At 54.9% G+C, this 23184-nt stretch carries 16 protein-coding genes; 9 read left to right on the plus strand and 7 right to left on the minus strand.

Annotation, left to right across the window (positions count from 1 at the left end):
• Positions 1-75: 75 nt before the first annotated feature.
• Complete coding sequence (locus DFP98_RS08465; protein ID WP_116060141.1) at positions 76-3696, minus strand: glycosyl hydrolase family 18 protein; 3621 nt, start codon at positions 3694-3696, stop codon at positions 76-78.
• Between the two features lie 402 nt (positions 3697-4098).
• Entirely contained in the window at positions 4099-5274 is a 1176-nt protein-coding gene (locus tag DFP98_RS08470; RefSeq protein WP_181917570.1) for a M20 family metallopeptidase, read from the minus strand.
• A 207-nt stretch (positions 5275-5481) separates the two neighbouring features.
• On the opposite strand from DFP98_RS08470, the gene DFP98_RS08475 reads away from it, so the two are divergent.
• From DFP98_RS08475 to DFP98_RS08505, 7 genes are all read left to right on the plus strand, one after another.
• On the plus strand, positions 5482-6471 hold the full coding sequence (locus tag DFP98_RS08475) for a Gfo/Idh/MocA family protein (RefSeq protein ID WP_116060142.1): 990 nt from the start codon (positions 5482-5484) through the stop codon (positions 6469-6471).
• Between the two features lie 30 nt (positions 6472-6501).
• A complete protein-coding gene (locus DFP98_RS08480) occupies positions 6502-7530 on the plus strand; it encodes an AraC family transcriptional regulator (protein ID WP_116060143.1) in 1029 nt (342 codons plus the stop codon).
• A gap of 17 nt (positions 7531-7547) precedes the next feature.
• Entirely contained in the window at positions 7548-8633 is a 1086-nt protein-coding gene (locus tag DFP98_RS08485; RefSeq protein WP_116060144.1) for a Gfo/Idh/MocA family protein, read from the plus strand.
• Between the two features lie 433 nt (positions 8634-9066).
• Positions 9067-9522, plus strand: coding sequence for a MarR family winged helix-turn-helix transcriptional regulator (locus tag DFP98_RS08490; RefSeq protein WP_116060145.1), 456 nt, complete (start codon positions 9067-9069; stop codon positions 9520-9522).
• 8 nt (positions 9523-9530) lie between these two features.
• Positions 9531-10733 carry an MFS transporter gene (locus DFP98_RS08495; RefSeq protein WP_116060146.1) on the plus strand — a complete coding sequence of 401 codons (1203 nt, stop codon included), beginning with the start codon at positions 9531-9533 and terminating at the stop codon, positions 10731-10733.
• Between the two features lie 104 nt (positions 10734-10837).
• Entirely contained in the window at positions 10838-11488 is a 651-nt protein-coding gene (locus tag DFP98_RS08500; protein WP_281275131.1) for a M50 family metallopeptidase, read from the plus strand.
• A gap of 161 nt (positions 11489-11649) precedes the next feature.
• Positions 11650-13485, plus strand: a complete 1836-nt coding sequence (locus DFP98_RS08505) for a UbiD family decarboxylase (RefSeq protein WP_116060148.1) — start codon at positions 11650-11652, stop codon at positions 13483-13485.
• A gap of 50 nt (positions 13486-13535) precedes the next feature.
• On the opposite strand, the gene DFP98_RS08510 is transcribed toward DFP98_RS08505, so the two are convergent.
• Entirely contained in the window at positions 13536-15299 is a 1764-nt protein-coding gene (locus DFP98_RS08510; RefSeq protein ID WP_116060149.1) for a sensor histidine kinase, read from the minus strand.
• Complete coding sequence (locus DFP98_RS08515) at positions 15289-16020, minus strand: response regulator transcription factor (protein ID WP_116060150.1); 732 nt, start codon at positions 16018-16020, stop codon at positions 15289-15291. The genes DFP98_RS08510 and DFP98_RS08515 overlap by 11 nt, the downstream gene beginning before the upstream one ends.
• Positions 16021-16218: 198 nt before the next feature.
• On the opposite strand from DFP98_RS08515, the gene DFP98_RS08520 reads away from it, so the two are divergent.
• Positions 16219-17244 (plus strand): peptidoglycan DD-metalloendopeptidase family protein, encoded by a 1026-nt coding sequence (locus DFP98_RS08520; protein WP_246016461.1) that lies wholly within the window; start codon positions 16219-16221, stop codon positions 17242-17244.
• A 104-nt stretch (positions 17245-17348) separates the two neighbouring features.
• Here the strand turns inward: DFP98_RS08520 and DFP98_RS38990 are convergent, their stop codons facing one another.
• From DFP98_RS38990 to DFP98_RS08535, 3 genes are all read right to left on the minus strand, one after another.
• Positions 17349-17558 (minus strand): hypothetical protein, encoded by a 210-nt coding sequence (locus tag DFP98_RS38990; RefSeq protein WP_181917571.1) that lies wholly within the window; start codon positions 17556-17558, stop codon positions 17349-17351.
• Positions 17559-17916: 358 nt separating this feature from the next.
• A complete protein-coding gene (locus DFP98_RS08530) occupies positions 17917-18459 on the minus strand; it encodes a DUF1697 domain-containing protein (RefSeq protein WP_116060152.1) in 543 nt (180 codons plus the stop codon).
• Positions 18460-18471: 12 nt separating this feature from the next.
• A complete protein-coding gene (locus DFP98_RS08535; protein WP_181917572.1) occupies positions 18472-19017 on the minus strand; it encodes a guanylate kinase in 546 nt (181 codons plus the stop codon).
• A gap of 173 nt (positions 19018-19190) precedes the next feature.
• Between DFP98_RS08535 and DFP98_RS08540 the strand changes: the two genes are divergently transcribed.
• Positions 19191-23171 (plus strand): leucine-rich repeat protein, encoded by a 3981-nt coding sequence (locus DFP98_RS08540; RefSeq protein WP_116060154.1) that lies wholly within the window; start codon positions 19191-19193, stop codon positions 23169-23171.
• Positions 23172-23184: the final 13 nt, after the last annotated feature.

Raw genomic sequence — 23184 nt, forward strand, 5'->3', positions numbered from 1 at the left:
AAATACATAGAGACAGCTTCGAAAAAAACTCCTCTACTCCGAAAAGTAACGGAATAGAGGAGTCGGTATGCCGGTTTAGTCGGAGAGCTTGAGCGCGCGCAGCATTCTCATAACGGCAACGGTCGCTTGCGCCTTGGTTAGCGTTCCTTTGGGTGCAAGAGCGGTCGGCGATACGCCGTTCATAATGTCCTCTTTGACCAGAAGCGCCAAGGCAGAGCGCGCGTACGGAGCGACGTCGGAACGATCGTCGAACGGCGACAGCACCTCCGGCGTAGCGTTCGTCTGGGAACCGGCAAACTTCATTGCTCGTTCAAGTATGGCTGCCATCTCCTGCCGCGTAATCATTCCCATCGGATCGAAGGTATTCGCCGTTTTGCCGTTGACGATACCCAGATTCGAAGCGGCACTGATTTCCCATCCATACATGGTGTGACCACCGACGTCCTTGAACGGCGAACCTTTTTCTCCCGGAAGGATCCCCAATCCGTTCACGATCAAGGAGACCAGCTCTCCGCGCGTAATATCTTTTTTCGCTCCGAACACTCGGTCGAAGTCCGCGGTAGCAATGTCTCTGGCAACGGCTTTTTCGATGTCGTCTTTGGCCCAGGGGAGATTCGCGTCGAGGAACATCGACTGCTTCGCCTGTACGATCCCGTATATGCTGTTGCCCGTTCGTTTCAATTCGGCCGTCGCCGTTCCATCGGAATGAATGGTGAAGAGGGTCGGCACGTGACGATAAGATTTTGCTTGCGGATCATATAGCACGCCTGACGCAAGCTTTGGATTCACTTTCGTTTTGCTATCCAAAGTGAATATACGGCTGACATAGACCGATCCGAAATCTTTGATCTCGGCAACCTTATCTCCGGAAGAGACGGCTTCGACCTTAAATTCCAGCGGACCGGCAAGCACGGACGCTCCTCTTGCTTTCGCGGCTTCGCGCAAACCGTCTATTGTCGCCTGATCCGGCGTGCCAATCGTAATTCGTACGCTGATCACGTCTTCACCGAGCTTTAACGCCCGAATCGGGATGCTGAATTCGACTCCGTTCACGATCAGGGAGAGCAGGCCGGAAGGCCCTTTGTCGCCGATTGCCTGAATCACTTCCTTGGAGATCAAAGTCTCCACAGCGGCTGCATCGGATACAACGACAATTTGTGATTTCGCCGATTTAGCTTCCTTGATTGCTTTGACAGCCTCGTCGGTTTTTAAGCTTACGATCGTCTTGCCGTTTTCCGTCTTCGTCGTCGACTTCAACCGATTGGCGTCAGGGTCGCCGATGCCGCTCGTATCCGGTTCGGATGGAGCTCCGCCGCCTCCCCCGCCGCCGCTGCTAGAGGAAGGCGCCGCGGTGGTCGTGACCTGGATTTTATCGGCAGGGGAAATTGCCGTCGTCTGGCCATTGTCCTTAGCTACTGCGAACACTCGAATTTCATAGGTTGTTTTAGGCGTCAAGCCTGTTATAGTGAAGTCGGTCCCGGTTGTATAAGTAGTCCGGGTACGGTCCACATAAACCTCATAGCCTGTCGTGTCATCGTCTGGGGAGGCGTTCCAGGCAAGGCCAATCTTGTTCGCTCCTACAGTCGTTGCTTTCAAACCTGTCGGAGCGGCCAAGCCGATTGACAGATCGTCGGCGATAGCTGTCGTCAGCGTGCGGTTGCGGTCTCCGCTAATGTCCCAGCTCATGACTCCGGCCAGATCAAGCGATTTGACGAACGAGGTTTTATGAAAGAAAGACTCCGCATCGTCGTAGGAAATATAACGTTTCTTCTCGCTATTATACAAATACGGAACCTTCGCAACGTCATTCCAATACCTGACGTAACCGTTCTTGTCTACATAGTTTTCTTCCAGGTCGGTGTAATCGAAAGCGAATGTCTCGTAAGTACCGAATTTCTCTCCGGCAGGTACGTCACCGCCTTCGCACACTTGGAATTGACCCGGCTCTGGACAGTTGAGCCATCCCGGTCCGTAGAACGGTAGACCAAGCAGGAGCTTATAGGGAGGAACTCCTCCGTCTAAATGCCCTGCGACGCCTCCGGCGACATTAAGCCGCGGTCCTGAATCCTTGGGATGATTCGGGTCGTAGTAGAGCGGTGCGTTATGGAGGGCAAGTTGCTCCCACTTTCCAGCATAATCGTAGGTCATAATATTAATAAAGTCGAGATAAACCGAGGAATTAGCCAAATCGGCATTTACGACGAAAGCGTCCGATTGCGCAGAGGCGATCGTAAGTAAGTAGTATTTTCCGTCTACGGTGCCTGCTGCATCAAGCGCCTCGCGAAGGACCTTCATCATCAGCGGGTAGTTTTCCTTATCCTTTGGATCTCGGGAGTTGTCTGGCTCGCCATCTGCGACGGGATATTCCCAGTCGACGTCAAGTCCGTCCAGATCGTATTCCCGTAGAAAATCAACCACGGAGTTGGCAAAGGCGCGGCGAGTTTTCTCCTCCATGGCGATACGGGAGAAATGATCCGACCAAGACCAGCCGCCAACCGATACAATCAGCTTTAAATTTGGGTTGTCGGCTTTCAGGGCATTCAGCCGGGCCATATTATCGATGTCGACTTCCCCGTCACCGATAACCATTTCTCCATCGAAGACATAGTCGGCTTGAAGCGGAATGTTCGGATTCTGACAAGGACGGCCACTGGAGGAGAAGCCCTTCCAGCATAAATCCGAAAAGGCGTAATTGATATGGGTTAATTGCGTGACATCAACATCTTCCGGCATGAAATTGCGCTCGAATACGGACCAGGAGGTGTAGTAGGTGACGATGTTGTAATGGCTTCCCGGTTTAACGATGCGGCTCTCACTGTCTGGCGAGCTCCAGAGCCGATTTTTTGCAATGACCTTGAAGGAATAGGATTGATCTTCCGTCAAGCCGACGGCGACATAGCGGTTCGAATCGCTAGTGCCGATCAAAGCGCCATCGCGATAAATATCATAGCTGGTAGCGCCGGGCGTTGGCGCCCAACCGAGCATAGCAACTGACTTCGTGGCCGTAATCACCTGAAGATCGTGCGGGGCTTCAAGCTGTCCCAACGTTAAGTTGATTGCATTGCTGGGTGCCGAGACGGCAGGGAGATTCTGGGCTGAGACGTAGAAAGAATAGACCGCTCCAGTGACCGAAGTATCGACGGGAAACATGTAGCTGTTGGAGCCATCCCATACGCCTGTCTTCCAGCCTCCGTTGACGTACACGTCATAGCCGTTTGCGCCGGGAGTGCCTTCCCAGTTAAACGTGATGCCGGACTCGGTAACGTCGGTCACTCTCAAGTTGTGGGGCGGGAGCAAGGGAGGCTCCGGGTAGCCGCCTGGGTCAGCCTCGGTCGTTACGGTAGCGATGTTGCTTTTCAGACCGGTTAAGCCTGCGGTAACGTAGAATGAGTATTCAGTTTCAGCTTTCAAGCCGCCGATTACTGCCGGTGGTTCTGATATCCATGTATAATACTTGCCGTCTGCTCCGTAGACGTTATAGCCATCATCGGGAGTATTCCCATCTACCAAATCCCAGGACAAGGTAACGGTGTTATGCGTGAAGCTATCTACCTTAAGATTACTTGGAGGTGAAGTAGCTTCCGCAGAGGCCGTGGAATCCGGCAAGAACGGTAAACCCGGGGAGAGAATCAAAACAAAGCTCAATATCAGTGCCGTTATTTTCGCGTATGTAACGCGAGAAAGCCGATTAATCATAGCGTCATTACTCCTCTCTTCATAAACGATTAATGGGATTAATTAATGTAAACGCTTACAGAGTTTTCGACAAACACCTCCCGTTTCCGACGGATGGAATGCTGTGTCTGTTTGCTATGCAGCCTGGAGCCTGTTCATCGGCTTCGGGACTAGAGGGGATGCGTTTTCCCGTAAGCATGTGAGATTTTAATGGACATGGGCATAGAAAACGAGAGGACAAAAAAATGATTTTTTACATTTTTTAACGTACTTCAGAGTAAAAGGAGCGGAATGCGTCATCAGACGGCTGCAAACGAACGCAAAAAGGCCGGGAGAAGAGATGCTCTGCATCCTTCACCCGGCTAAAGCGGTGCTAAACTAGGGCTGAAAACGGATAATCTAACCTTGCAAATTCGACAAAGTTTACGCCTGACTCGCCGCGAATTCCTCCTTGATGCGACGAAGCAGCGAAGCGTCCGTCAGTACGTCGCAGGCGGTGGAAGCGAGCATCTTCGCTCCGAAGACCATTGCTTCGTAAGCTGGATCGGTCTGGGCGGCATCTCTGAACTCGATCGTATGCAGCTCGTAGGGAGCGTCTACGACCTTAATGTAGGGATGCGCGGCGGGACAGCGCAGGCTTACGTTGCCGAGATCGAGCGAGCCGTTGTCATGCGCGCTGTGAATGTCGGCTTCCGGGATTCCGTTTGCGAGCAGATTTGCCGTAAAAGCGCCGGAAAGCGCCTCGTTCGTCCGCAGCTCGTCATAGGAATATTCATAGTTGCTGACGGACAGCGAGCAGCCGGTTGCGATCGCGGCCGCTTCGGCGCAAGCTTTGACCTTGCGGGCGAGCTCGTCGGCATAGGCTCGCGTCGCTCCGCGAACATAGAAGCGAGCTTCGGCATAGTCCGGAATCATATTCGGGGCCTGCCCCCCGTGCGAGATAATGCCGTGAATGCGGGCGTCGCTGCGAGTTTGCTGGCGCAGGGCGTTCACCGAGTTGAATAGCTGAATCACGGCGTCCAGCGCGTTGATGCCCAGCTCCGGATTTGCGGCCGCGTGGGCGGATTTGCCCCGGTATTCAAATTGCAGCGCATCGATGGCCAGCGACGAACCGGAACGCTCATAGCTGTGATAAGGGTGCGCCATAATCGCGATGTCGCAATCGTCGAACAGGCCGGCTGCGGCCATGTCGACTTTCGCGCCCTTTGTTTCCTCTGCAGGCGTGCCGTAGACGCGAATCGTGCCTCCCGTTTGATCCGCCACCGCGCGAAGTCCGGCGGCAGCTCCCAACGCCATGGTACAGATCAGGTGATGGCCGCAGGCATGGCCGATTTCCGGCAGCGCGTCGTACTCGGCAAGCAAGGCGACGACCGGTCCTGGCGCACCGGAGGCGTATTCGGCGATAAACGCGGTTGCCAGCCCGAGCACGCCCCGTTCGACCCGGAAGCCCAGCTTTTCCAGCTCGGATGCGAGCAGAGCCGAGGCTTGCTTTTCCTCGTGTCCCAGCTCCGGGTTCGCTCCGACGAACGAAGCGATCTCCTTGAGTCGGCTTGAATAGGCTTGTATATGGTCGTGAATCCTCGTTTTCAGTTCATTCATGGGGGAAATCTCCTTTGGCGAGTCGGATTAGTTGCTTCCTTTCATCGTATCCCTTCGCGCGAACACAATCAAGAGAGGGTCTTTTCATGATTTTATGTCGTTATTTTATAGTTTAAATGGCACGAAAACTCATTATAATAGCAATAAAAGTTGTGTAATCTGATCGTGTTGTCGTATATTTTAAGTCAATAGCCAAGGAGGCTTACGATGATTAGAATAGGTAAAATCAGTTATTGGCACGTTCACGCAGACGATTACACAAGACAGGCGCTGGAGCATCCCGGGACGGAGCTGGCGGCGATATGGGACGAGCAGCCGGAACGCGGACAAGCCAAGGCGGAACAGTACGGAGTGCCGTACTATGCGTCGCTTGACGAGATGCTGGCTCAGGACGGGATCGACGCCGTTATTGTGGACGCCCCGACGAATATTCATCGCGAAGTGATGGTAAAAGCGGCGAAAGCCGGCAAGCATATTTTTACGGAAAAGGTTGTCGCTCCTACGGCGAAGGAAGTGTCGGAGATTTTGGCGGCGGTTCGCGAAGCGGGCGTTAAGCTGACGGTTTCCCTGCCGCGCCTCTACGACGGCTATACGCAAACAATCGACCGCGTGCTGCGGGACGGCAAGCTCGGCAAGCTGACGATGGCACGGGTACGTTTATCGCATAACGGCGCGACTGCCAATTGGCTGCCTCCGCATTTCTATTCGAAGGAGCAGTGCGGCGGAGGCGCTCTGATCGATCTCGGCTGTCATCCGATGTATCTTGTCCGTCATTTCCTGGGCATGCCCGAAAGCGTTAGCGCAAACTTCGGCTATGTCACAGGCAAAGAAGTCGAAGATAATGCGGTATCCGTACTGCGCTATGCGGATGGCGCTGTCGGCATCGTCGAGGCGGGCTTCGTGAACAGCCATTCTCCGTTCTCCATCGAGCTTCACGGAACCGAAGGCACGCTGTTGTACGGCTTCCCGGATGAGGTTCCGGTCGTTCGCTACAATGGCGGAAGCGATCAGTGGGAGAAGCTGCAATTGGACGACAGACTGCCCTTCGCATTCAGCCAGTGGGTGGAGCATGTCAACCAAGGTACGGACGCCGTGGAAAACATCGCCGCAGCCGTCGATCTGACCAAGCTAATGGAGGCTTCCACGATTTCGGCGGCACAAGGACGCGCGGTTCGGATCGACGAGTTGGCGGAATAACGAACGACCGGCGGAAAAGGGGGAAGCGACATGCATACGGATCAGCGCCAGGACGGACGCGAATTGAATCGCAAAAAACAGGCGGATCGCAAAGCTTCCGGAAGCGCGGGGCCGTTCCCTTACGCCCGAATGGCGGAGAGACAGGATGCGCTTGACCGGCTGGATCTGCAATTTCGTTGGGGCGGCTACGGAATTCGCGTGCTGCGCTGTCATTTAGCCTCTTTTCCGCCCGGACATATTATTCCCTTTCATAAGCACTCGGAGTACGAATTTCATTTTATTCCGAAAGGCAAAGGCAAGGTTATCCTCGGCGACCAGGTTTACGACCTTCACGAGGGCCTGTTTTATCTGACCGGACCGGATATGCTGCACTACCAGGAGTCCGCCCCGGACGAACCCATGCATGAGCTGTGTCTTCATCTGGAAATTGTGCCGCTGGAAGCGGATGTTCAGCCGACCGGTTGGGGCGACGAGTTGGAGGCGGCGGAGGCGAGAGATTGTATCGCTGCGCTGGGCCGTCTTCCGGCTGCGCCGGTGGTCGACAGGTTTCATGCGATGAACGGGTTTCTGGAGGCGTACCGGATCTGGGAGGAACAGCCGATCGGCTTCTATACGCTGCTCAAGCAGGCGATCGTGCAAATCCTGCTGCGCACCGTTCGCGCGCTGGACGGAGCGGACGGCAGAACCGGAATTCCGGAACGGGATATGGGCTTTCACAGATACCAGTTGGCTACGCAATACATTCAAGACAACGAGAGTATGCCGATTTCCCTGGAACAGGTCGCAGAGGCGATCGGGATCAGCTCGCGACAGCTGCAGCGCATTTTCCGCAGCGAAGGGCAGACGACGTTCCGCGATTATTTGGAGCATACCCGATTGACGGCGATTTGCTCGGAGCTGCTGCTTACGGACAAGGCGATCGAAGAGATCGCGATCGCTCACGGCTATGCCAATCCGAATTATTTGTACCCGGTGTTCAAGAGCAAATACGAAGTGACGCCAAGCGCATACCGCAAAATACATGCCGGAGAGCATGGTGCGGCGTCCCATTCCCATTGAGAAAAGGAAGCGAGCATATGAGCAAACATCTGCGTATAGGCATTATTGGAAGCGGCGGCATTGCCAGAGCCCACGTAGCGGCATATCAGAAGCTGCCGTTCGTAGAAATCGTCGCGGTCGCGGACGTCATTCCCGGCAAGGCGGCGGAATTCGTGGAGTCGCTGCAGCTTGTTGGCGCGGCGGCCTACGACGGTCATCAGAAGCTGCTGGAGCAGGACCTGGACGGCGTCAGCATCTGTACGCCGAACGTCTCGCATCACATCACAACGGTTGACTCTCTCAAAGCCGGCAAGCAAGTATTGCTGGAAAAGCCGATGTCGGTTACTCTGGCCGAAGCGCTGGAGATGACGCAAGTCGCTCGCGAGACGGGCAATATGCTGACGATTGGATTCCAGCCGCGCTATGACCCGAACATGAAGCTGCTGCAGGATATCGTGCAATCCGGACGGCTCGGCAACGTGTACTACGCCGAGACGGGCGGAGGCCGTCGTCGCGGTATGCCGGGCGGAACGTTCATCAGCAAGAAGCTGGCCGGAGCCGGCGCAATGGCCGACATCGGCTGCTATTCGTTGGACATGGCGCTGAATGCGCTGGGCTACCCTCGTCCGTTGACCGTTTCGGCTTTCACATCGAACCATTTTGGCCGTAATCCCCTCTACCATCCTGAAGCTTCCAAGTTCGAGGTAGAAGACTTCGGCGTGGCGATGGTGCGCTTCGAGAACGATCTCGTGCTGCAGTTCAAAATTTCGTGGGCCATGCATATGGATTCGCTCGGCGCGACGATGTTCCTCGGCACCGATGCGGGACTCAAGATCACGTCGGCAGGCACCGGTCCTTGGTCCGGCGTATGGGACGGCTCGGTCGGCTCGATTACGCTCTATCACGACGAATACGGCGGCCACACGCAGACGCCGATTCCGTTGATCGAGCACAAGCTGAACCTGTTCGACGAGAAGGTGCGCGATTTCGCCGAAGCGGTACGCGACGGCCGTCCCGCTCCGATTCCGGGCGAGCAAATTCTGATCCAGCAGGCAATCATCGACGGCGTGCTTCGTTCCGCCGAATCCGGACGCGAAGTTTCCATCGAGCTGCCGCGCAACTAAGCGGCTCATTTGCAGGCTTTATCCAAACGGCTCCCGCCTTTCCGGCGGGGGCCGTTTTTTCTTAAGCAAGCACCTCTGATTGGATAGGAACGAGGGCGAGGGAAAGGACGCGGGAATGGGACCGGGCATATTGTATGTTCTTTTCGCACAAGTTGGGTTGGCACGGTGCCGAATTTATGAGTTTTGTACGATGCGTCATACAAATTAGCCGAGACCGGCCGACATAGGTTGGCTTTTTATACGAGGAATCATTCAATGTGCGTTAAACCTGTGGCTCGAAGCTGGAGTATATACGAAAAATCGTACAAAAAGGCTCGGCGGCCTACTGAAGCCAGGTTCTGAGTTTCCGATTTACTGCGCTCAGACACTTTACAAAAATAGTTGCCAAGAATATAATTGTCATAGCAACTATTTATGCGAGGGTGAGTAGGAGATGACAGACAGCTCTAGTTACGATCTTCAGCGTTCGGTCGGTTTTATGCTTGGAACGGCGTATCGCAAAGCGTCGGCGCTGTTTCAGAGCAGGCTGAAACGCTTCGACATTACGCCGGAGCAATGGTCGATTTTGTATCAGGTAGATCTGGCCGACGGCCTCATTCAGAAAGAAATCGCCGAGCGAGCGGGCAAGGATCGCCCTACGACAACGAGAATACTTGATCATTTGGAACGGAAAGAGCTTGTAGCCAGACGTACCGACAAGCGCGACCGGCGCTCGTTCCAGGTAGGCATTACGGACAAAGGACGAAATTTGATCCGGGAGACGCTGCCGATCGAGATAAAGTCGAACGAAGACGTTCGAAGCTGCATGAGCGAGGAAGAATACGAAACCTTGATGCGGCTGCTGATCCGAATCGATCATTATACGAAAGACATCTTAGAGAGAGAGTAGGAGAAAACATGCAACGTCAGCAACCGAAAACGCAATTATGGACGAGAGCTTTTATCGCTCTGACGATAAGCTCTCTCTTGTTGTTTCTGAACCTGCAAATGATGCTGTCCGCTTTCCCGACTTACGTCAAAAACGATTACGGAGCGGGTGATCTTACTGTAAGTCTCGTGACGAGCTTGTTCGCGTTGTCCGCGATCGCGGCCCGTTTTCTGACGGCGGCATTGATGCGGAAATTCGGCAGAGGAGCACTGCTGTATACGGGAATTGCAATCGCGGTCGTTTTTACCGTAGTCTACGTTCTGGCCGATTCAATCGGATCGCTGCTGCTGCTCCGCGTCGGCTACGGAGTCGGCTTCGGAATGGCGAGCACGGTGCTGCCGACGCTAGTGTCGCAGATGATTCCGTCTGAACGAATGGGTGAAGGAATCGGCTACTTCGGCTTGTCCACAAGCCTGGCAATGTCGATTGGTCCGATGATCGGACTGAATGTTTTCCGCGAGGCAGGGTTTAATGCGCTTGCCTTCACGGCGGCGATTACGCTGCTGCTCGTATTCCCGCTGCTGCTTCTGACGCGTTCGGTCCCGGCGAAAGGCAGACAGGCAGTTGCGAGGAGCGCTTCGGGAAAGACGGGGATCGACCGGCGCTTGCTGTTTCCGGCGTTCCTGAACGTCCTGCTGGCGGTAACTTATGGGGGCGTGCTGAGTTTTATCGCGCTGTACGGAGAGTCGGTCCACTTGGACCAGATTGGACTTTTCTTCCTGTTTAACGCAGTGACGATCATTATCGTACGTCCCGTCTCCGGAAGGCTGTTCGACCGCAAAGGACATGCCGCCGTGTTGATTCCCGCCGTCGTCTGCGTCATCGCCAGCTTAACGGTGCTGTCCTATGCGACGTCGCTGCCGATGCTTATCGTATCCGCGCTGCTGTACGGACTCGGCTTCGGGGCAATTCAGCCGACGTTGCAGGCATGGATGCTGCGCTCCTCCTCTCCCGAGCAGTACGGAGCGGCCAACAGCCTGTTCTATAACTCGACCGATCTGGGCGTTGCCGCGGGAGCGTTCGTGCTGGGCGCGATTGCGTCCACGGCCGGGTATGGGGGGATGTATCGCTACGCTGCAGGATTCATGGTCTTATTCCTCGCCTTCTATGGTATAATGCGGGTGATTGAAGCGTTTCGAGCACCAAGAAGGTTGGAGGAAGCTAGGGAGTGAGGAACGGAGTGTAGGAGGGCCTACATGAGTACCGGAAGGCCCGGCTGAATTCAAGCTTCGATATACCTCTTAAGGAGGGGATTGTAATTAAGTCATGGCTCCGCGTGGCCCTATTCCTCGGAATAGCGGCATTCCTTACCCGATTGATTCCGTTTTCGGATTTCTTCCGCAACGTGGACACGCTGGCGCATGAAATGTGTCACGCGCTGGCGACCCTGCTTCTGTCCGGAGACGTCCGGTATATCCACTTATACTCGGACCAAAGCGGATTGACTTACTCCGCTTACGCCGGTCAATGGAAGTCCATTCCGATTTCGCTTGCCGGCTACTTCGGCTCCGCCTTGTTCGCGCTGCTGCTCTTCTTCCTTCATTCCCGTCGCCGCGAACGGACGGGACTTATCATCATAGCGACAATTGCGGTAGTCGGTCTCGCGCTGTTCGTCCGCAACGGCTTTGGCGCGGCATGGTGCGCGGGCTTTGCGATCTTAACGATCCTGATCGTCGTGCTGTCGCGGCCCGGACTCATTAAAGGCTATTACTTGCTCGTAGCGTTCATCTGCTTGGTAGAGTCCGTAATCAGCGCTCTGATTATTCTGTCCATGTCGCTGCAGGAGCCGGGGGCCGCCGGAGACGCGACCAACCTGGACAGAGCGACCTACATACCGGCTCTCTTCTGGGGCCTGCTGTTCGCGATTTTCTCGCTAGTGTGCGCACGCGGCTCGATTAAGTTGTTTTATAAGTGCGGGTTCGATTGAGTTCCCTAATTAAAGTTCCTACGGGCCGTCCGGCTGTCGAAGTCGCCTTCGATGTTTGCCGGGCGGCCCGTCGCCGTATCGGAACAGTTGTGGCAAGCCGGACATCCCGATACAATAGGAAGCAGACGATAAAATATAAGCAGGGCGGTGGACTGTTTCCTATGTATCGGAGTTTGGAAGAATGCTTGGGGGATTTGGAACGTCACGGTCATCTGGTGCGAGTTCGCGAAGAGGTCGATCCTTATTTGGAGATGGCTGCCATCCATAGACGGGTATACGACGCGAGCGGTCCCGCATTGTTATTCGAGAACGTTAAGGGCTCGAAGTTTCGGGCCGCATCGAACTTATTCGGCACGATTGATCGCAGCCGGTTTATTTTCAGAAGTACATGGGAAGCTGTGCAGAAAGTCATGACGGTGCGCAACGACCCGATGAAAGCTTTGAAGAGCCCGCTCCAGAACATGGGAGCGGGCCTCACGGCTTGGAAGGCGCTGCCGCAGCAAACGCAGAGCAACCTGGCCACTCCTGCAAACGAGGTGCGCATCTCCGACCTTCCGCTCATCCAGAGCTGGCCGATGGACGGCGGCGCTTTCGTTACGTTGCCGCAGGTCTATTCGGAAGACCCCGACAAGCCGGGGATTATGAGCTCGAATCTGGGAATGTATCGCGTTCAGCTAAGCGGCAACGATTACGAGCTGAATAAAGAAATCGGCGTCCATTATCAAATTCATCGGGGAATCGGCATTCATCAGACGAAGGCGAACAAGCGGGGCGTTCCGCTGAAGGTGAGCTGCTTCGTCGGCGGCCCTCCGGCGCACTCGCTTGCGGCCGTCATGCCTTTGCCGGAGGGGCTGAGCGAGATGACGGTAGCCGGGATGCTGGCGGGCAACCGGTTTCGCTACAGCTACTCAGACGGCTTCTGCATTAGCAACGATGCCGATTTCGTCATTACGGGTGAGATTTATCCGGGGGAGACGAAGCCCGAGGGCCCGTTCGGAGATCATCTTGGCTATTACAGCTTGACGCATCCGTTCCCGGTTATGCGGGTGAACAAGGTGTATGCCAAGCCGGGCGCAATCTGGCCGTTCACGATCGTCGGCCGGCCGCCGCAGGAAGACACCTCGTTCGGTCAACTGATCCACGAATTGACCGGAGACGCGATTCGCCAGGATATTCCCGGCGTACAGGAGGTTCATGCCGTAGATGCGGCCGGAGTACATCCGCTGCTGTTCGCCATCGGCAGCGAGCGCTACACGCCTTACAGCGCTGAGAAACGCCCCGCCGAGCTGCTGACGCTGGCTAACCGCATTCTCGGAACGGGGCAGCTCAGTCTTGCGAAGTATTTGTTCATTACGGCTGAGGATGGGCAACCGCTGGATACGCACCGGGAAGAGGAGTTCCTGAGTTATATTCTGGAGCGAATCGATCTGCGGCGGGACATTCATTTTCAGACGAATACGACAATCGATACGCTCGATTATTCGGGAACCGGGCTCAACTCGGGCAGTAAGGTCGTGTTTGCCGCTTACGGGGACAAGCTGCGCGAGCTGTGCAGGGAAGTGCCGGCGGAGCTGCAAGGTCTTCGCGGCTTTGAGGGCGCGAAGCTGGTTTTGCCGGGAGTCGTGGCGCTTAAGGGGCCTGCCTTCACCAGTTACGACGAAGCACAGCGGGAGATCGCTGATTTGTGCGCCGCAATTCGGGACAGAGGGCCGATATCTTCCTGTCCGATGATCGTTATCGCCGACAATAGCGAGTTTTTGAGCGCCACGTTGGCCAATTTCTTATGGGTTACGTTCACGCGCAGCAATCCGTCCCATGATATTTACGGCGTGAACAGCGCTTATGAATTTAAGCATTGGGCTTGCGACAACGTCATTATCGACGCCCGCGCCAAGCCTCACCAAGCTCCTCCGCTCGTTGCCGATCCGGCGATCGAGCGGCAAGTCGATCGCTTGTTCGTTCAAGGCGCAAGCTTGGGCGGCTTAAAGAATCTATAGCCTGTCATTCCGCAGCATTAAGAGGCTGTCCCCTGAGCAACTTGGTTGGCTTAGGGGACAGCCTCTTGCCGTATCGGCCAGCGAATGACGATCGTCGTGCCTCGCCCCTCGGCGGTGTCGACGTCAATGACGCCGCCTAGCCCTTCCGCCAGCGCTTTCGTAATGGCCATGCCCAGTCCGCTTCCTTCCGGGCGGGCGTCCGTATCCGTTCCTCTATAATAACGTTCGAACAGACGCGCTGCAGTCTCTTCGTTCATCCCCTTGCCGTTGTCGGATACGGTCAAGCTCGCCCATGCAGATCCGATGCGGCGGACGGAGATCGTAACAGTCGTGCCCGGCTCGTTGTGCAGCAGAGCGTTGGCGATCAAGTTGTCGATGATGCGCTGAAACCACGGTCTGAACGTAGAGATATACACCGGGTTTGCCGCAGCCGAAAAGTGCAAGCTGTTGGGCAGATAACGCGGATCCTTGGCCGCGTCCTCAATGGCGGATGCCGTGCATTCGTTCAAATCCGCAATTTCTGCTTCGGGAGCGCCTAGTCCGCTCTTGAGCCGGTAGGTGAGCGCAAGGTCGTTGATCAAATCGTCCAGATAAGCCGACTTCTCCGAAATAATCCGGGCAAATTCCCGCGCTTCTTCCGCAGTCCATTCGTATTCCCCATTTTCCAGCAGATGAGCGTAGCCTTTAATCGATGAGAGCGGAGTTTTCAGGTCGTGGGATACTCCCGCGATCCATTCGTTTCTTAGCCGCTCGGTGTCGGCCGCCAGTTTCTCGTTGCTTTGCAGCGTCCGCGCGAGCTGCTCCATCGACTCAAGGACGTCTCCGTAGACCCGGTATTTGCGTCTTCTTCTCCCTCTCCGATCGCGGCTACGGGCGTCTCCACGCGCATTGGCCGGCTCCTCGTATCGTCCCGCCCCCAGCCTGCGCAGCCACTTCAGCAGGTGCACGATCGGAGCGCCGAACCTTTGGCCGAACGCGTAAGATACGAGGACGAACAGCACGATCGCGCCTAGCACGAGCGTGCCGATGCCTATGGCGAGCACTCGGTTCTCGGGAGTGAGCGTCGGTTCTTCTCCTGGCGTCGCGCCGGCCAGAGGTCGACTGATTACCCAAGTGAGGCCGGACTCAGAGTCGTAATGGGAATCGATTGCGGCTCCGTAACGATCGGGATAGATGGAGCGCAAAGCAAGCTCCTGCGGAGTGTAATCGCCTAATGCGCCCTCCGGTTTGTTGAAGGAGGCCAGCTCGCGGCCGGAAGCATCCAACAGTTGAACCCAGGAGGAATCTCGAACCAGCGTGCTGGAGAGCGGCTCGGGAACGACGAGGAGCCGGTCCTGTACGGATGACTCCGCGACAATCCGCCTGAACAGATCTCCGCTTTCATTGCGCATGCCGTAGAGCAGCGTGTAATTGACGCCGTCCTTCTCTTGAATCCACAAATACAGCGCATAGGGGAACGGCTTCTTGCCGAGCCAGTACGCGGTCAGCTCTCCCGGACCGTACATGGTCGGCACATCGTCCGGCGTATAAAAGGACTCCGTCACGCGACCTTGCTCGTCGAGGCTTTGCAGCCATCCGCCATGCTCGCGGACGAGCTCCAGCAGTTGGGGATCCAACCTCAACTGCCCTCCTTCGCTTTGAAGCGTACGAATCAGTTCGTAGAGTCCTGCGCTCTCGAACTGTCTCGTCGCCTCTATGCGCGAGAGCTGATTGTTCGTCCAATTCAGCATGACGGCGGCCAACGCGAACAGCAGCACGCCGGCGACGGCCAACCAAGCGACGAGCCGGACAGCGAGTCTGCTCTTAACGGTCATCGGCGGCCGCCACCCTTTTGATCATTTTGTATCCCAGTCCTCTTACGTTTACCAAAAACTGCGGATTGCTCGGATCGGATTCGATCCGCTCCCGAATGCGATGGATATGAACCATTACCGTATTATCGTCGCTCCAGTTGTCCACGCCCCATACTTTTTCGTAGAGCTCGCTTTTCGTGAACACCCGGTTCGGATTTTTGCACAGAAACAGCAGCAATTGGTAGACAAGCGTCGGGCAGGGGACGGGTTTATCGTCGACGAACAATTCCGCGGCATCCTCGTCGATTCGAAATCGGCCGAATTCCAGCGCTGCCGAAGGAGCCGGAACGGTCGAAGCGGACGGGGCGGATCTGCCGGATCTGCGCAGCAGCGACCGGGCTCTCGCGACGATTTCCAGCGGATTAAACGGCTTGGTGACGTAATCGTCTCCTCCAACGGCGAAGCCGGTCAACTTATCGAAGTCGGTCGTTCTTGCGCTAAGGAATAGTATCGGAGCGTCGGTTAGACGGCGAATGAAGGGGCAGGCTTCTATTCCGCTCATGCCGGGAAGCGCGACGTCCAGCACGATAAGATCGTAGCTGCGCTTCTCGCAGAGAGCGATCGCTTCTTCGGACGAATGGGCTTTGTCAATATTGGCGAATCCTTCCTTGCGCAGGACGGTTTCCAGCAACTGCAAAATTGCATGCTCGTCGTCCACCAGCAAAATACAGGCGTTGTTCATCGTGCTTGTCTCCTTTCGCAACTTTTATTCTAACATGCTCCGAAGAACGGAGGATGCCGCGTTATCTTAACGCTGTCTTAATTCTTGCCCGCGAATTTAAGATGGCCGTAAGCCGGCGTTTTCCGACACATAAGGTTAGGCGCTCATAATGGAGTTAGAGCCAATAGAGACAAGGACAAGGACAAGGAGTGGAGCGGTATGTTGAAAAGGCTGGCGATAACTATTGCGGGATGCGCGCTGCTGTTGACGGCTTGCGGAGGCAATGGGGAGAATGGAGGAAAGGGGAGCGGAAATGGGCAGACGCCGATACCTTCTTCCGTCGCAGTTCCGTCGCCTTCGGGAGCGAACGGAACGGGTGCCGTCGAAAGGCTAAAGCCCGAGCAGCTTGCACAAGCGCTGTTAGAAGGGCAGTATGGCCGAGTTCATGCGCAGATGAGCGAACAGTTCCGAAGCAACGTTACCGAGGAGCAACTGCAGACGGTATACGAGGAAATTAAGGGGAGCGCGCCCGAGTGGAAATCCGCTGCGAACATGCAGCTTAACGAGGGCAGATACCTCGTCTGGACCAACCCGGACGAACGCTTAGGCCTGCTCGCCACTTTCGATTCAGAAGATACCATTACCGGACTTCAGATTATGCCGCTGGACATTTATCCCGATACGGACAAACAGTTCACCAAGCTTGCTTACGGTCTGCCGTTCGAGGGGGAATGGTATGTGTTCTGGGGAGGCAGGAACGTGCTCGTCAATTATCACTACGAGTATGCCGGACAGCGATACGCGTACGATTTTATTCGCACCCAAGACGGCTTCTCCTATAGCGGCGATCCAACGAAGAACGAGAGCTACTACGCCTTCGGCCAACCGATTTTGGCCCCTCGGGAGGGAAAAGTCGTTCACGTCGTGAACGACATTGCCGACAATGTTCCGGTAGGAAAGATGAACGAGGAACATCCGGCGGGCAATGTAGTGGTCATCGATCATGATAATGGGGAGTTCAGCTTCCTTGCGCATCTTCAGATGGGCTCGGTCAAGGTAAAGGTTGGCGATCGGGTCGCCAAGGGCGACACGGTCGGTCTATGCGGCAATTCGGGCAATTCCAGCGAGCCGCATTTGCATTACCAGGTGTCCGACAAGCAGGATCTGTTCGAGGGCAAGTCGATCCGCATCCGCTGGGACAACGAGCTTGATCCGCTGCAGGGCACTTTACTTGGGGAAAAATAAACAAAAGAAGCCTTCCCGGTCGTCATCCGGGTAGGCTTCCTTTGTTTGACAGGGGGATGGGCGCAATGTTGTTAGGCTAGGTTAAAACCTGTCGCTCCAGGCCCCTAGGCGAAAAGATTATGCTTTAATGGGATAGCATAGGCCAAAAAAGTGCCTCCCCGCTCCCCAAGCGGGGTAGCATAGGCCAAAAAAGTGCCTCGGCGCTCGCCAAGCGGGGTAGCGTAGGCCAAAAAAGTGCCTCGGCGCTCGCCAAGCGGGGTAGCATAGGCCAAAAAAGTGCCTCCCCGCTCGCGAAGCGGGGTAACGTAGGCCAAAAAAGTGCCTCCCCGCTCGCCAAGCGGGATAGCGTAGGCCAAAAAAGTGCCTCGGCGCTCGCCAAGTTGAGTAGCATAGGCCAAAAAAGTGCCTCGGCGCTCGCCAAGTTGAGTAGTATAGGCCAAAAAAGTGCCTCGGCCGCTCGCCAAGCGGGGTAGCGTAGGCCAAAAAAGTGCCTCCCCGCTCGCCAAGCGGGATAGCGTAGGCCAAAAAAGTGCCTCCCCGCTCGCCAAGCGGGGTAGCGTAGGCCAAAAAAGTGCCTCCCCGCTCGCCAAGCAGGGTAGCGTAGGCCAAAAGTGACTTAATGTCCAACGCCTACGTCACGGCATAGTCCATCTAACCTGACAACATTGCGCTCTAGCCCGTTATCGTTCGACCCAGATCGGCCAGCTTGACGACCGTGTTCCAGTTTCTCATCGTCATCGTTTTGCCGATCTTCTGCAGGCTGTTCGCCAGCTTGGAATCCAGCATGCTCTGCCGGAACAGGAAATAAATTTCCGAATCGGTAAGGGTGTACTCGTCGGGATCGACCTTATTGGCTTCCAGAACGCTCAGCGCTTTGGCGGACAGCGGCTCGGTCAGGAAGGCGACCTGGATCGTCTGCTTTTCCTGAAGCGCCTGCGCGTCATAAGGACAGCGGGCCATCACGCTATCCAATTCCGCGGCCGTGCGGACGGCAACGGCCGCCGCAATGCCGAAGCGATCCAGAATGGCCTTCTCCAGCTGCGGCCGCAGCTCCTCCGCGCTTAACTCCGATGCAAGCACAACGTTGCCGCTTTGAATGTATGTCTTCACCTGCGTAAGCCCGATTTGCTCGTAAGCCTCTCTTAGCTCTGCCATCGGGACTTTATTTTTGCCGCCTACGTTAATGCCTCGAATCAGTGCAATATAGACCGTCACTTTTTTCTCCTTCTAGCGGGCAACGGCCGTGCGGATAAGCTCCGCCGTCCGATCCGCATTCACATTTTCAAACGTATATTCGCACTTGCTGCGATAGGTCACTTCTTCGGTGTAACTGTCCAAGTAGCGTTGTACCGTCTCGTAAGGCGTTCCCTTGCTTTCCAGCCGCTCTCGCACCGTTATTTTATCCACATAGATGAAAATTCTAATTGTGCAATCCCCATATTGCTTGCGGATCGCTTCCGCCCCTTCCCGATTGAGCACGAGATATACGGAATTGCCTGCCGAGAGGGCGGCTTCAAGCTCATGCCTCGGCACTCCGTAGCGATTGCCGTTGATGCTTGCGGTTTGCGCAAACTTTCCTTCGCTGTCCCACTCGTCGAATTGCTCGCGGCTCATGTAACGATAGTCTTTGTCCGGGGCGGCAGGATTTCTCGGTTCGCGCGTCGTGCAGGAACGAACCGCCATCCAGTTGAGCGCCTCTCCCACTTTGCGGGCTATCGTTTTGCGGCCGGCTCCGCTTGTTCCCGTAAATACAAAGATGGATGGTCCCAGCATGCAAACCCCTCCCCTCTCGTTATACCTTTTATATCGGCAAAACCCCGCTTTTTCGAGATAGACGGTAGAGGACATTGACTACTCTTTCATAATTCTTTCACAGGCCCCTGATACACTAAACGACAGGCGTAGACGTTGTCCGTCATAAAAACACAGAAAAGGTGATCAGAGCAATGAAGCGAGGAATCATTCATAAGTTGGGCGTATATCTGCTGGCGGTGTCAATGATGCTGGGGAGTCATCTGCTGTATGCTGTACCGAGTGCGCAGGCTGCTATAGAAGGAGAGTATGAATACTTTCCGGTTGAAGATGGAAGCGCCGTCCGGCTCTCAAGTTATAACGGAAACGATGAGGATGTGGTTATCCCTGCCCAATTGGGCGGTTTGAACGTAGTTGAAATTAGTACCGGCGCGTTCCGAAATAAGCAACTCAAGTCAGTGACCATTCCGAACACGGTAGAGAGATTCGGTTATGAAGCGTTTGCGAATAATCAGCTCACGGAGATCATCATCCCAGACTCGGTAATGGATCTTGGCAGACTTACATTCTCGGGAAATCAATTGACCGATGTGGAGATTCCAAGCGGTGTAACGTCAATTGGCGAGCGAGTATTCTTAAACAACCAGCTAACGTCGGTGACGATCCCGGATACGGTAGCGGAGATTGGGCCACAGGCATTTTACGGTAATCAATTGACCGCTGTGCAACTTCCAAACAGCTTAACAACAATCCGTGAGTGGGCGTTCGGAGACAATCAGCTCGCATCCTTGATCATTCCCAACTCGGTAACGGAGATCGAGTGGGCTGCTTTTAGGGACAATCAGTTGACGACTCTGGGCATATCAAACAGTTTAACAACGATCAATTCAAATACATTTGCCAACAATCTGCTAACGACGGTGAACATTCCAAGCTCGGTAACGACGATCAGGGAAGACGCATTCCGGGGAAATCAGCTATCCACGCTGGCCATCCCCAATCATGTAACGGAAATCAGCACAGGAGCGTTCAGTGACAATAATCTGACCGAGGTGACGCTCTCTAATGGTTTAACGACAATCAGTGGCGGAATGTTCAGAAACAATCAACTCACTGAGGTGATGATCCCGAACTCGATAACGGAGATTGAAGGCGGGGCATTTGCAGACAATCAAATCCAACATCTTGAGCTTTCGAGTACAGTAACGAAAATCGGTGAAAGTGCATTCGAAGCCAATCAACTGACGGAACTGGTCATTCCGAGCTCGGTAAGGGAGATCGACCAGATGGCTTTCGGCCAGAATCAAATCAGCGAGTTAACGATTGAGGAAGGTCTGGAGACAATTGGGGCCGCTGCATTCATGGAAAACCAATTGACGGATTTGACGATTCCCGGCAGTGTAAAATCGATTGGTCCATCGGCATTTAATAAGAACCAACTGACCAAGCTGACGATTAAAGACGGAGTAGAGACAATCGACCCGTATGCGTTCGTGTACAATCAATTGACGGAAGTGACGCTCCCTGCCAGCGTAACGTCGGTGGGAATTTCGGCCTTTGGCGCTAACGAAATTCGTGATCTGATGATTCTTAATCCAAATGCAATATTGGGAGACAACCTTTTTGATATCGTTTTTGGAGGGGATATTATTTATGAAAATACCTTCGAAGTGACGATATACGGCGAAGATCCTTCTACTGCAAGGACATACGCTTTGAATAACGGTCATTCTTTTCAGGAGATTAGTGCGGAGTTGGAAAATTTGGAATTGGATATACCGGGACTGCACTTCGATCCGAACGAACGAAGCTTCAGCCTGGTGACGAATGCATCCTCTGTCGTGGTGACGCCAACCCCGGTTGTCCCGCTCGCGGAAGTTCAGATCAATCAGACGGTCATTCCTTATGGAACAAGCTCAACATTGATCCCTCTTGATGAGGGGCTGGAGACGATTGTTGTTGATGTGATAGCATCGGAAGCATGGGCTGAGCAATATCAAATCGCCCTGACGGTGGATCGCACCGATCCCGCAATCGAGTTGACGCCGAACCCGGTCAGCGCAACTAACGGCGATGTAACGGTGACCGCAGATGTGGACGGCACAGGCTGCGGAATCGCTAGCCAAAAGTGGGCGGACGGCGAGAGAACGGCGAATTTTTTCACAGCAGGCGGAACGGACTTTGCTGACGATTTCACAGTGATCGCAAACGGTACGTATACGGTTTATGCACGGGATGAAGCCGGGAATGAAGCGGTGAAGACGATTACGATCGGGAACATTCACCGCGACGGCCCCACGATTCAGTTAATAGCCAATCCGACCGGCCCGACGAACAGCAATGTAACGGTGACTGCTGCTGTGTATAGCACAGGCAGCGGAATCGCTAGCCAAAAGTGGGCGGACGGCGAGAGAACGGCGGATTTTTTTGCAGCAGGCGGAACGGACTTTACCGGCGATTTCACAGTGAGCGAAAACGGTGCTTATACGGTTTACGCACGGGACGAAGCCAGTAACGAAGCGGTGAAGACGATTACGATCGCGAACATTCACCGCGAGGGCCCCGTGATTGATTTAATAGCGAATCCGACTGCCCTAACGAACAGCAATGTAACGGTGACTGCTGTTGTCTATAGCACAGGCAGCGGGATTGACAGTCAAAAGTGGGCGGACGGCGAGAGAACGGCGGATTTTTTCGCAGCAGGCGGAACGGACTTTACTGGTAATTTCATGGTGAGCGCAAATGGTATGTATACGGTCTATGCACGGGATGAAGCCGGGAATGAAGCGGTGAAGACGATTGCGATCGCGAACATCGGTATTCCAAATACGCCGTCGCCATCGGGGTCGAATCCAGCAGGGCAAGCTCAGCCTGTGAAAGACCCTGAACCCAAAACTACTGTTCTCATAGACAAAGGAATTATCGTTATTAAGGTGACCCCGAAGGATATCAAAGAAGTGAAGCAGCCGGATGGCCGCGTCGTCGATGTGGTGGATTTGCCCAAAGAGATCATCGATCAACTGCCGAAACTGCTGGATCAAGCGGATCGACCGTTCGTGCGCGTCGAGATCGATGACAGAAATCCTGAAGTACGCTTGCAACTGCCCGCAGGCCCATTGGGAGATTGGACGTCCCAACATCCGGATATCGCGTTCGAAACCCGCTTAAACGGTTCAAGCTTCCAACTGGAGGTGAACGTTCTCGATCTGAAGCAGTTGGCCGCACAATTGGGCGTGGATGTGAATGATTTGCTGGTGAGTATCAACATCAAAACCTTGGAGGGGGCTGAGCTGAACGCACTGGTACAAGCCTCAAATAAGCAGGGAATGAAACTGCTTAGCGAAGCAATCGAGTTCCAACTGATCGTGTCGGGAGGCGGACAGACATTGGAGGTAAGCGACTTCGGCGGCACGTATATGATGAAATCCATTGTGCTGGACGCAGGCGCGACGAAACGGAATAATACGGCGGTTCTGTACGATCCGACTGCCCAAACCTTTACATTCGTACCGGCGATCACCGCTAATCTACGCGACGGGCGTGCGGAATCGGTAATGCGGGTGCCGCACAATAGTATATATGCCGTCATGGAAACGGAGCCGGTCAAGTTTGCCGATATGACTGCACACTGGGCGAAGTCAGAAGTTGAGCGTATGGCCTCCAAGCGGATCGTCAGCGGTGTGTCGAAGACGATCTACGCTCCGGATCGCCCCATTACCCGCGCGGAGTTCACGGCGTTGCTGGTGCGGGCGCTGGGCATTCGCACGGAAGCGGCGGCTGCCGGGAATGTGTTCGAGGATGTTCCGGCAAGCGCCTGGTATGCAGCTGTAATAGAAGCGGGGGCCAGGTCTGAACTCATAGCCGGGGTGAGCGGGACGCGCTTTGCGCCGGATAACCGGATTACGCGGGAGCAGATTGCCGTAATGCTGGCGAATGCTCGTATGCTCGTGATTGACGGGGCAGCGAAAACGAAACAGCCGACGAACGCGCTCAGCAAATTTGACGACGCTGCGCAGATCTCGTCATGGGCCAGGGATGCGGTAGCAGAAGCTGTTGCCGCCGGCATCATTCAAGGCGTGGACGGAGACCGGCTTGCGCCCGCCGCAACGGCGACGCGAGCGCAGGCGGCGGTTATGGTGGAGAGATTGTTGCGGGAGATTGGATTTTTGGAATAGATTGGCTATTTGA

The sequence above is a fragment of the Cohnella phaseoli genome (genome assembly GCF_003386235.1).
Classification (GTDB): domain Bacteria; phylum Bacillota; class Bacilli; order Paenibacillales; family Paenibacillaceae; genus Cohnella; species Cohnella phaseoli.

Excerpts from the sequence above, each read along its gene's own strand:
- DFP98_RS08540 (WP_116060154.1), top strand. The coding sequence starts at position 19,191 with ATGAAGCGAGGAATCATTCATAAGTTGGGCGTATATCTGCTGGCGGTG.
- DFP98_RS08520 (WP_246016461.1), top strand. The coding sequence starts at position 16,219 with ATGTTGAAAAGGCTGGCGATAACTATTGCGGGATGCGCGCTGCTGTTG.
- DFP98_RS08510 (WP_116060149.1), bottom strand. The coding sequence starts at position 15,299 with ATGACCGTTAAGAGCAGACTCGCTGTCCGGCTCGTCGCTTGGTTGGCC.
- DFP98_RS08480 (WP_116060143.1), top strand. The coding sequence starts at position 6,502 with ATGCATACGGATCAGCGCCAGGACGGACGCGAATTGAATCGCAAAAAA.
- DFP98_RS08475 (WP_116060142.1), top strand. The coding sequence starts at position 5,482 with ATGATTAGAATAGGTAAAATCAGTTATTGGCACGTTCACGCAGACGAT.
- DFP98_RS08535 (WP_181917572.1), bottom strand. The coding sequence starts at position 19,017 with ATGCTGGGACCATCCATCTTTGTATTTACGGGAACAAGCGGAGCCGGC.
- DFP98_RS08485 (WP_116060144.1), top strand. The coding sequence starts at position 7,548 with ATGAGCAAACATCTGCGTATAGGCATTATTGGAAGCGGCGGCATTGCC.
- DFP98_RS08515 (WP_116060150.1), bottom strand. The coding sequence starts at position 16,020 with ATGAACAACGCCTGTATTTTGCTGGTGGACGACGAGCATGCAATTTTG.
- DFP98_RS08465 (WP_116060141.1), bottom strand. The coding sequence starts at position 3,696 with ATGATTAATCGGCTTTCTCGCGTTACATACGCGAAAATAACGGCACTG.
- DFP98_RS08495 (WP_116060146.1), top strand. The coding sequence starts at position 9,531 with ATGCAACGTCAGCAACCGAAAACGCAATTATGGACGAGAGCTTTTATC.
- DFP98_RS08470 (WP_181917570.1), bottom strand. The coding sequence starts at position 5,274 with ATGAATGAACTGAAAACGAGGATTCACGACCATATACAAGCCTATTCA.
- DFP98_RS08505 (WP_116060148.1), top strand. The coding sequence starts at position 11,650 with ATGTATCGGAGTTTGGAAGAATGCTTGGGGGATTTGGAACGTCACGGT.
- DFP98_RS08490 (WP_116060145.1), top strand. The coding sequence starts at position 9,067 with ATGACAGACAGCTCTAGTTACGATCTTCAGCGTTCGGTCGGTTTTATG.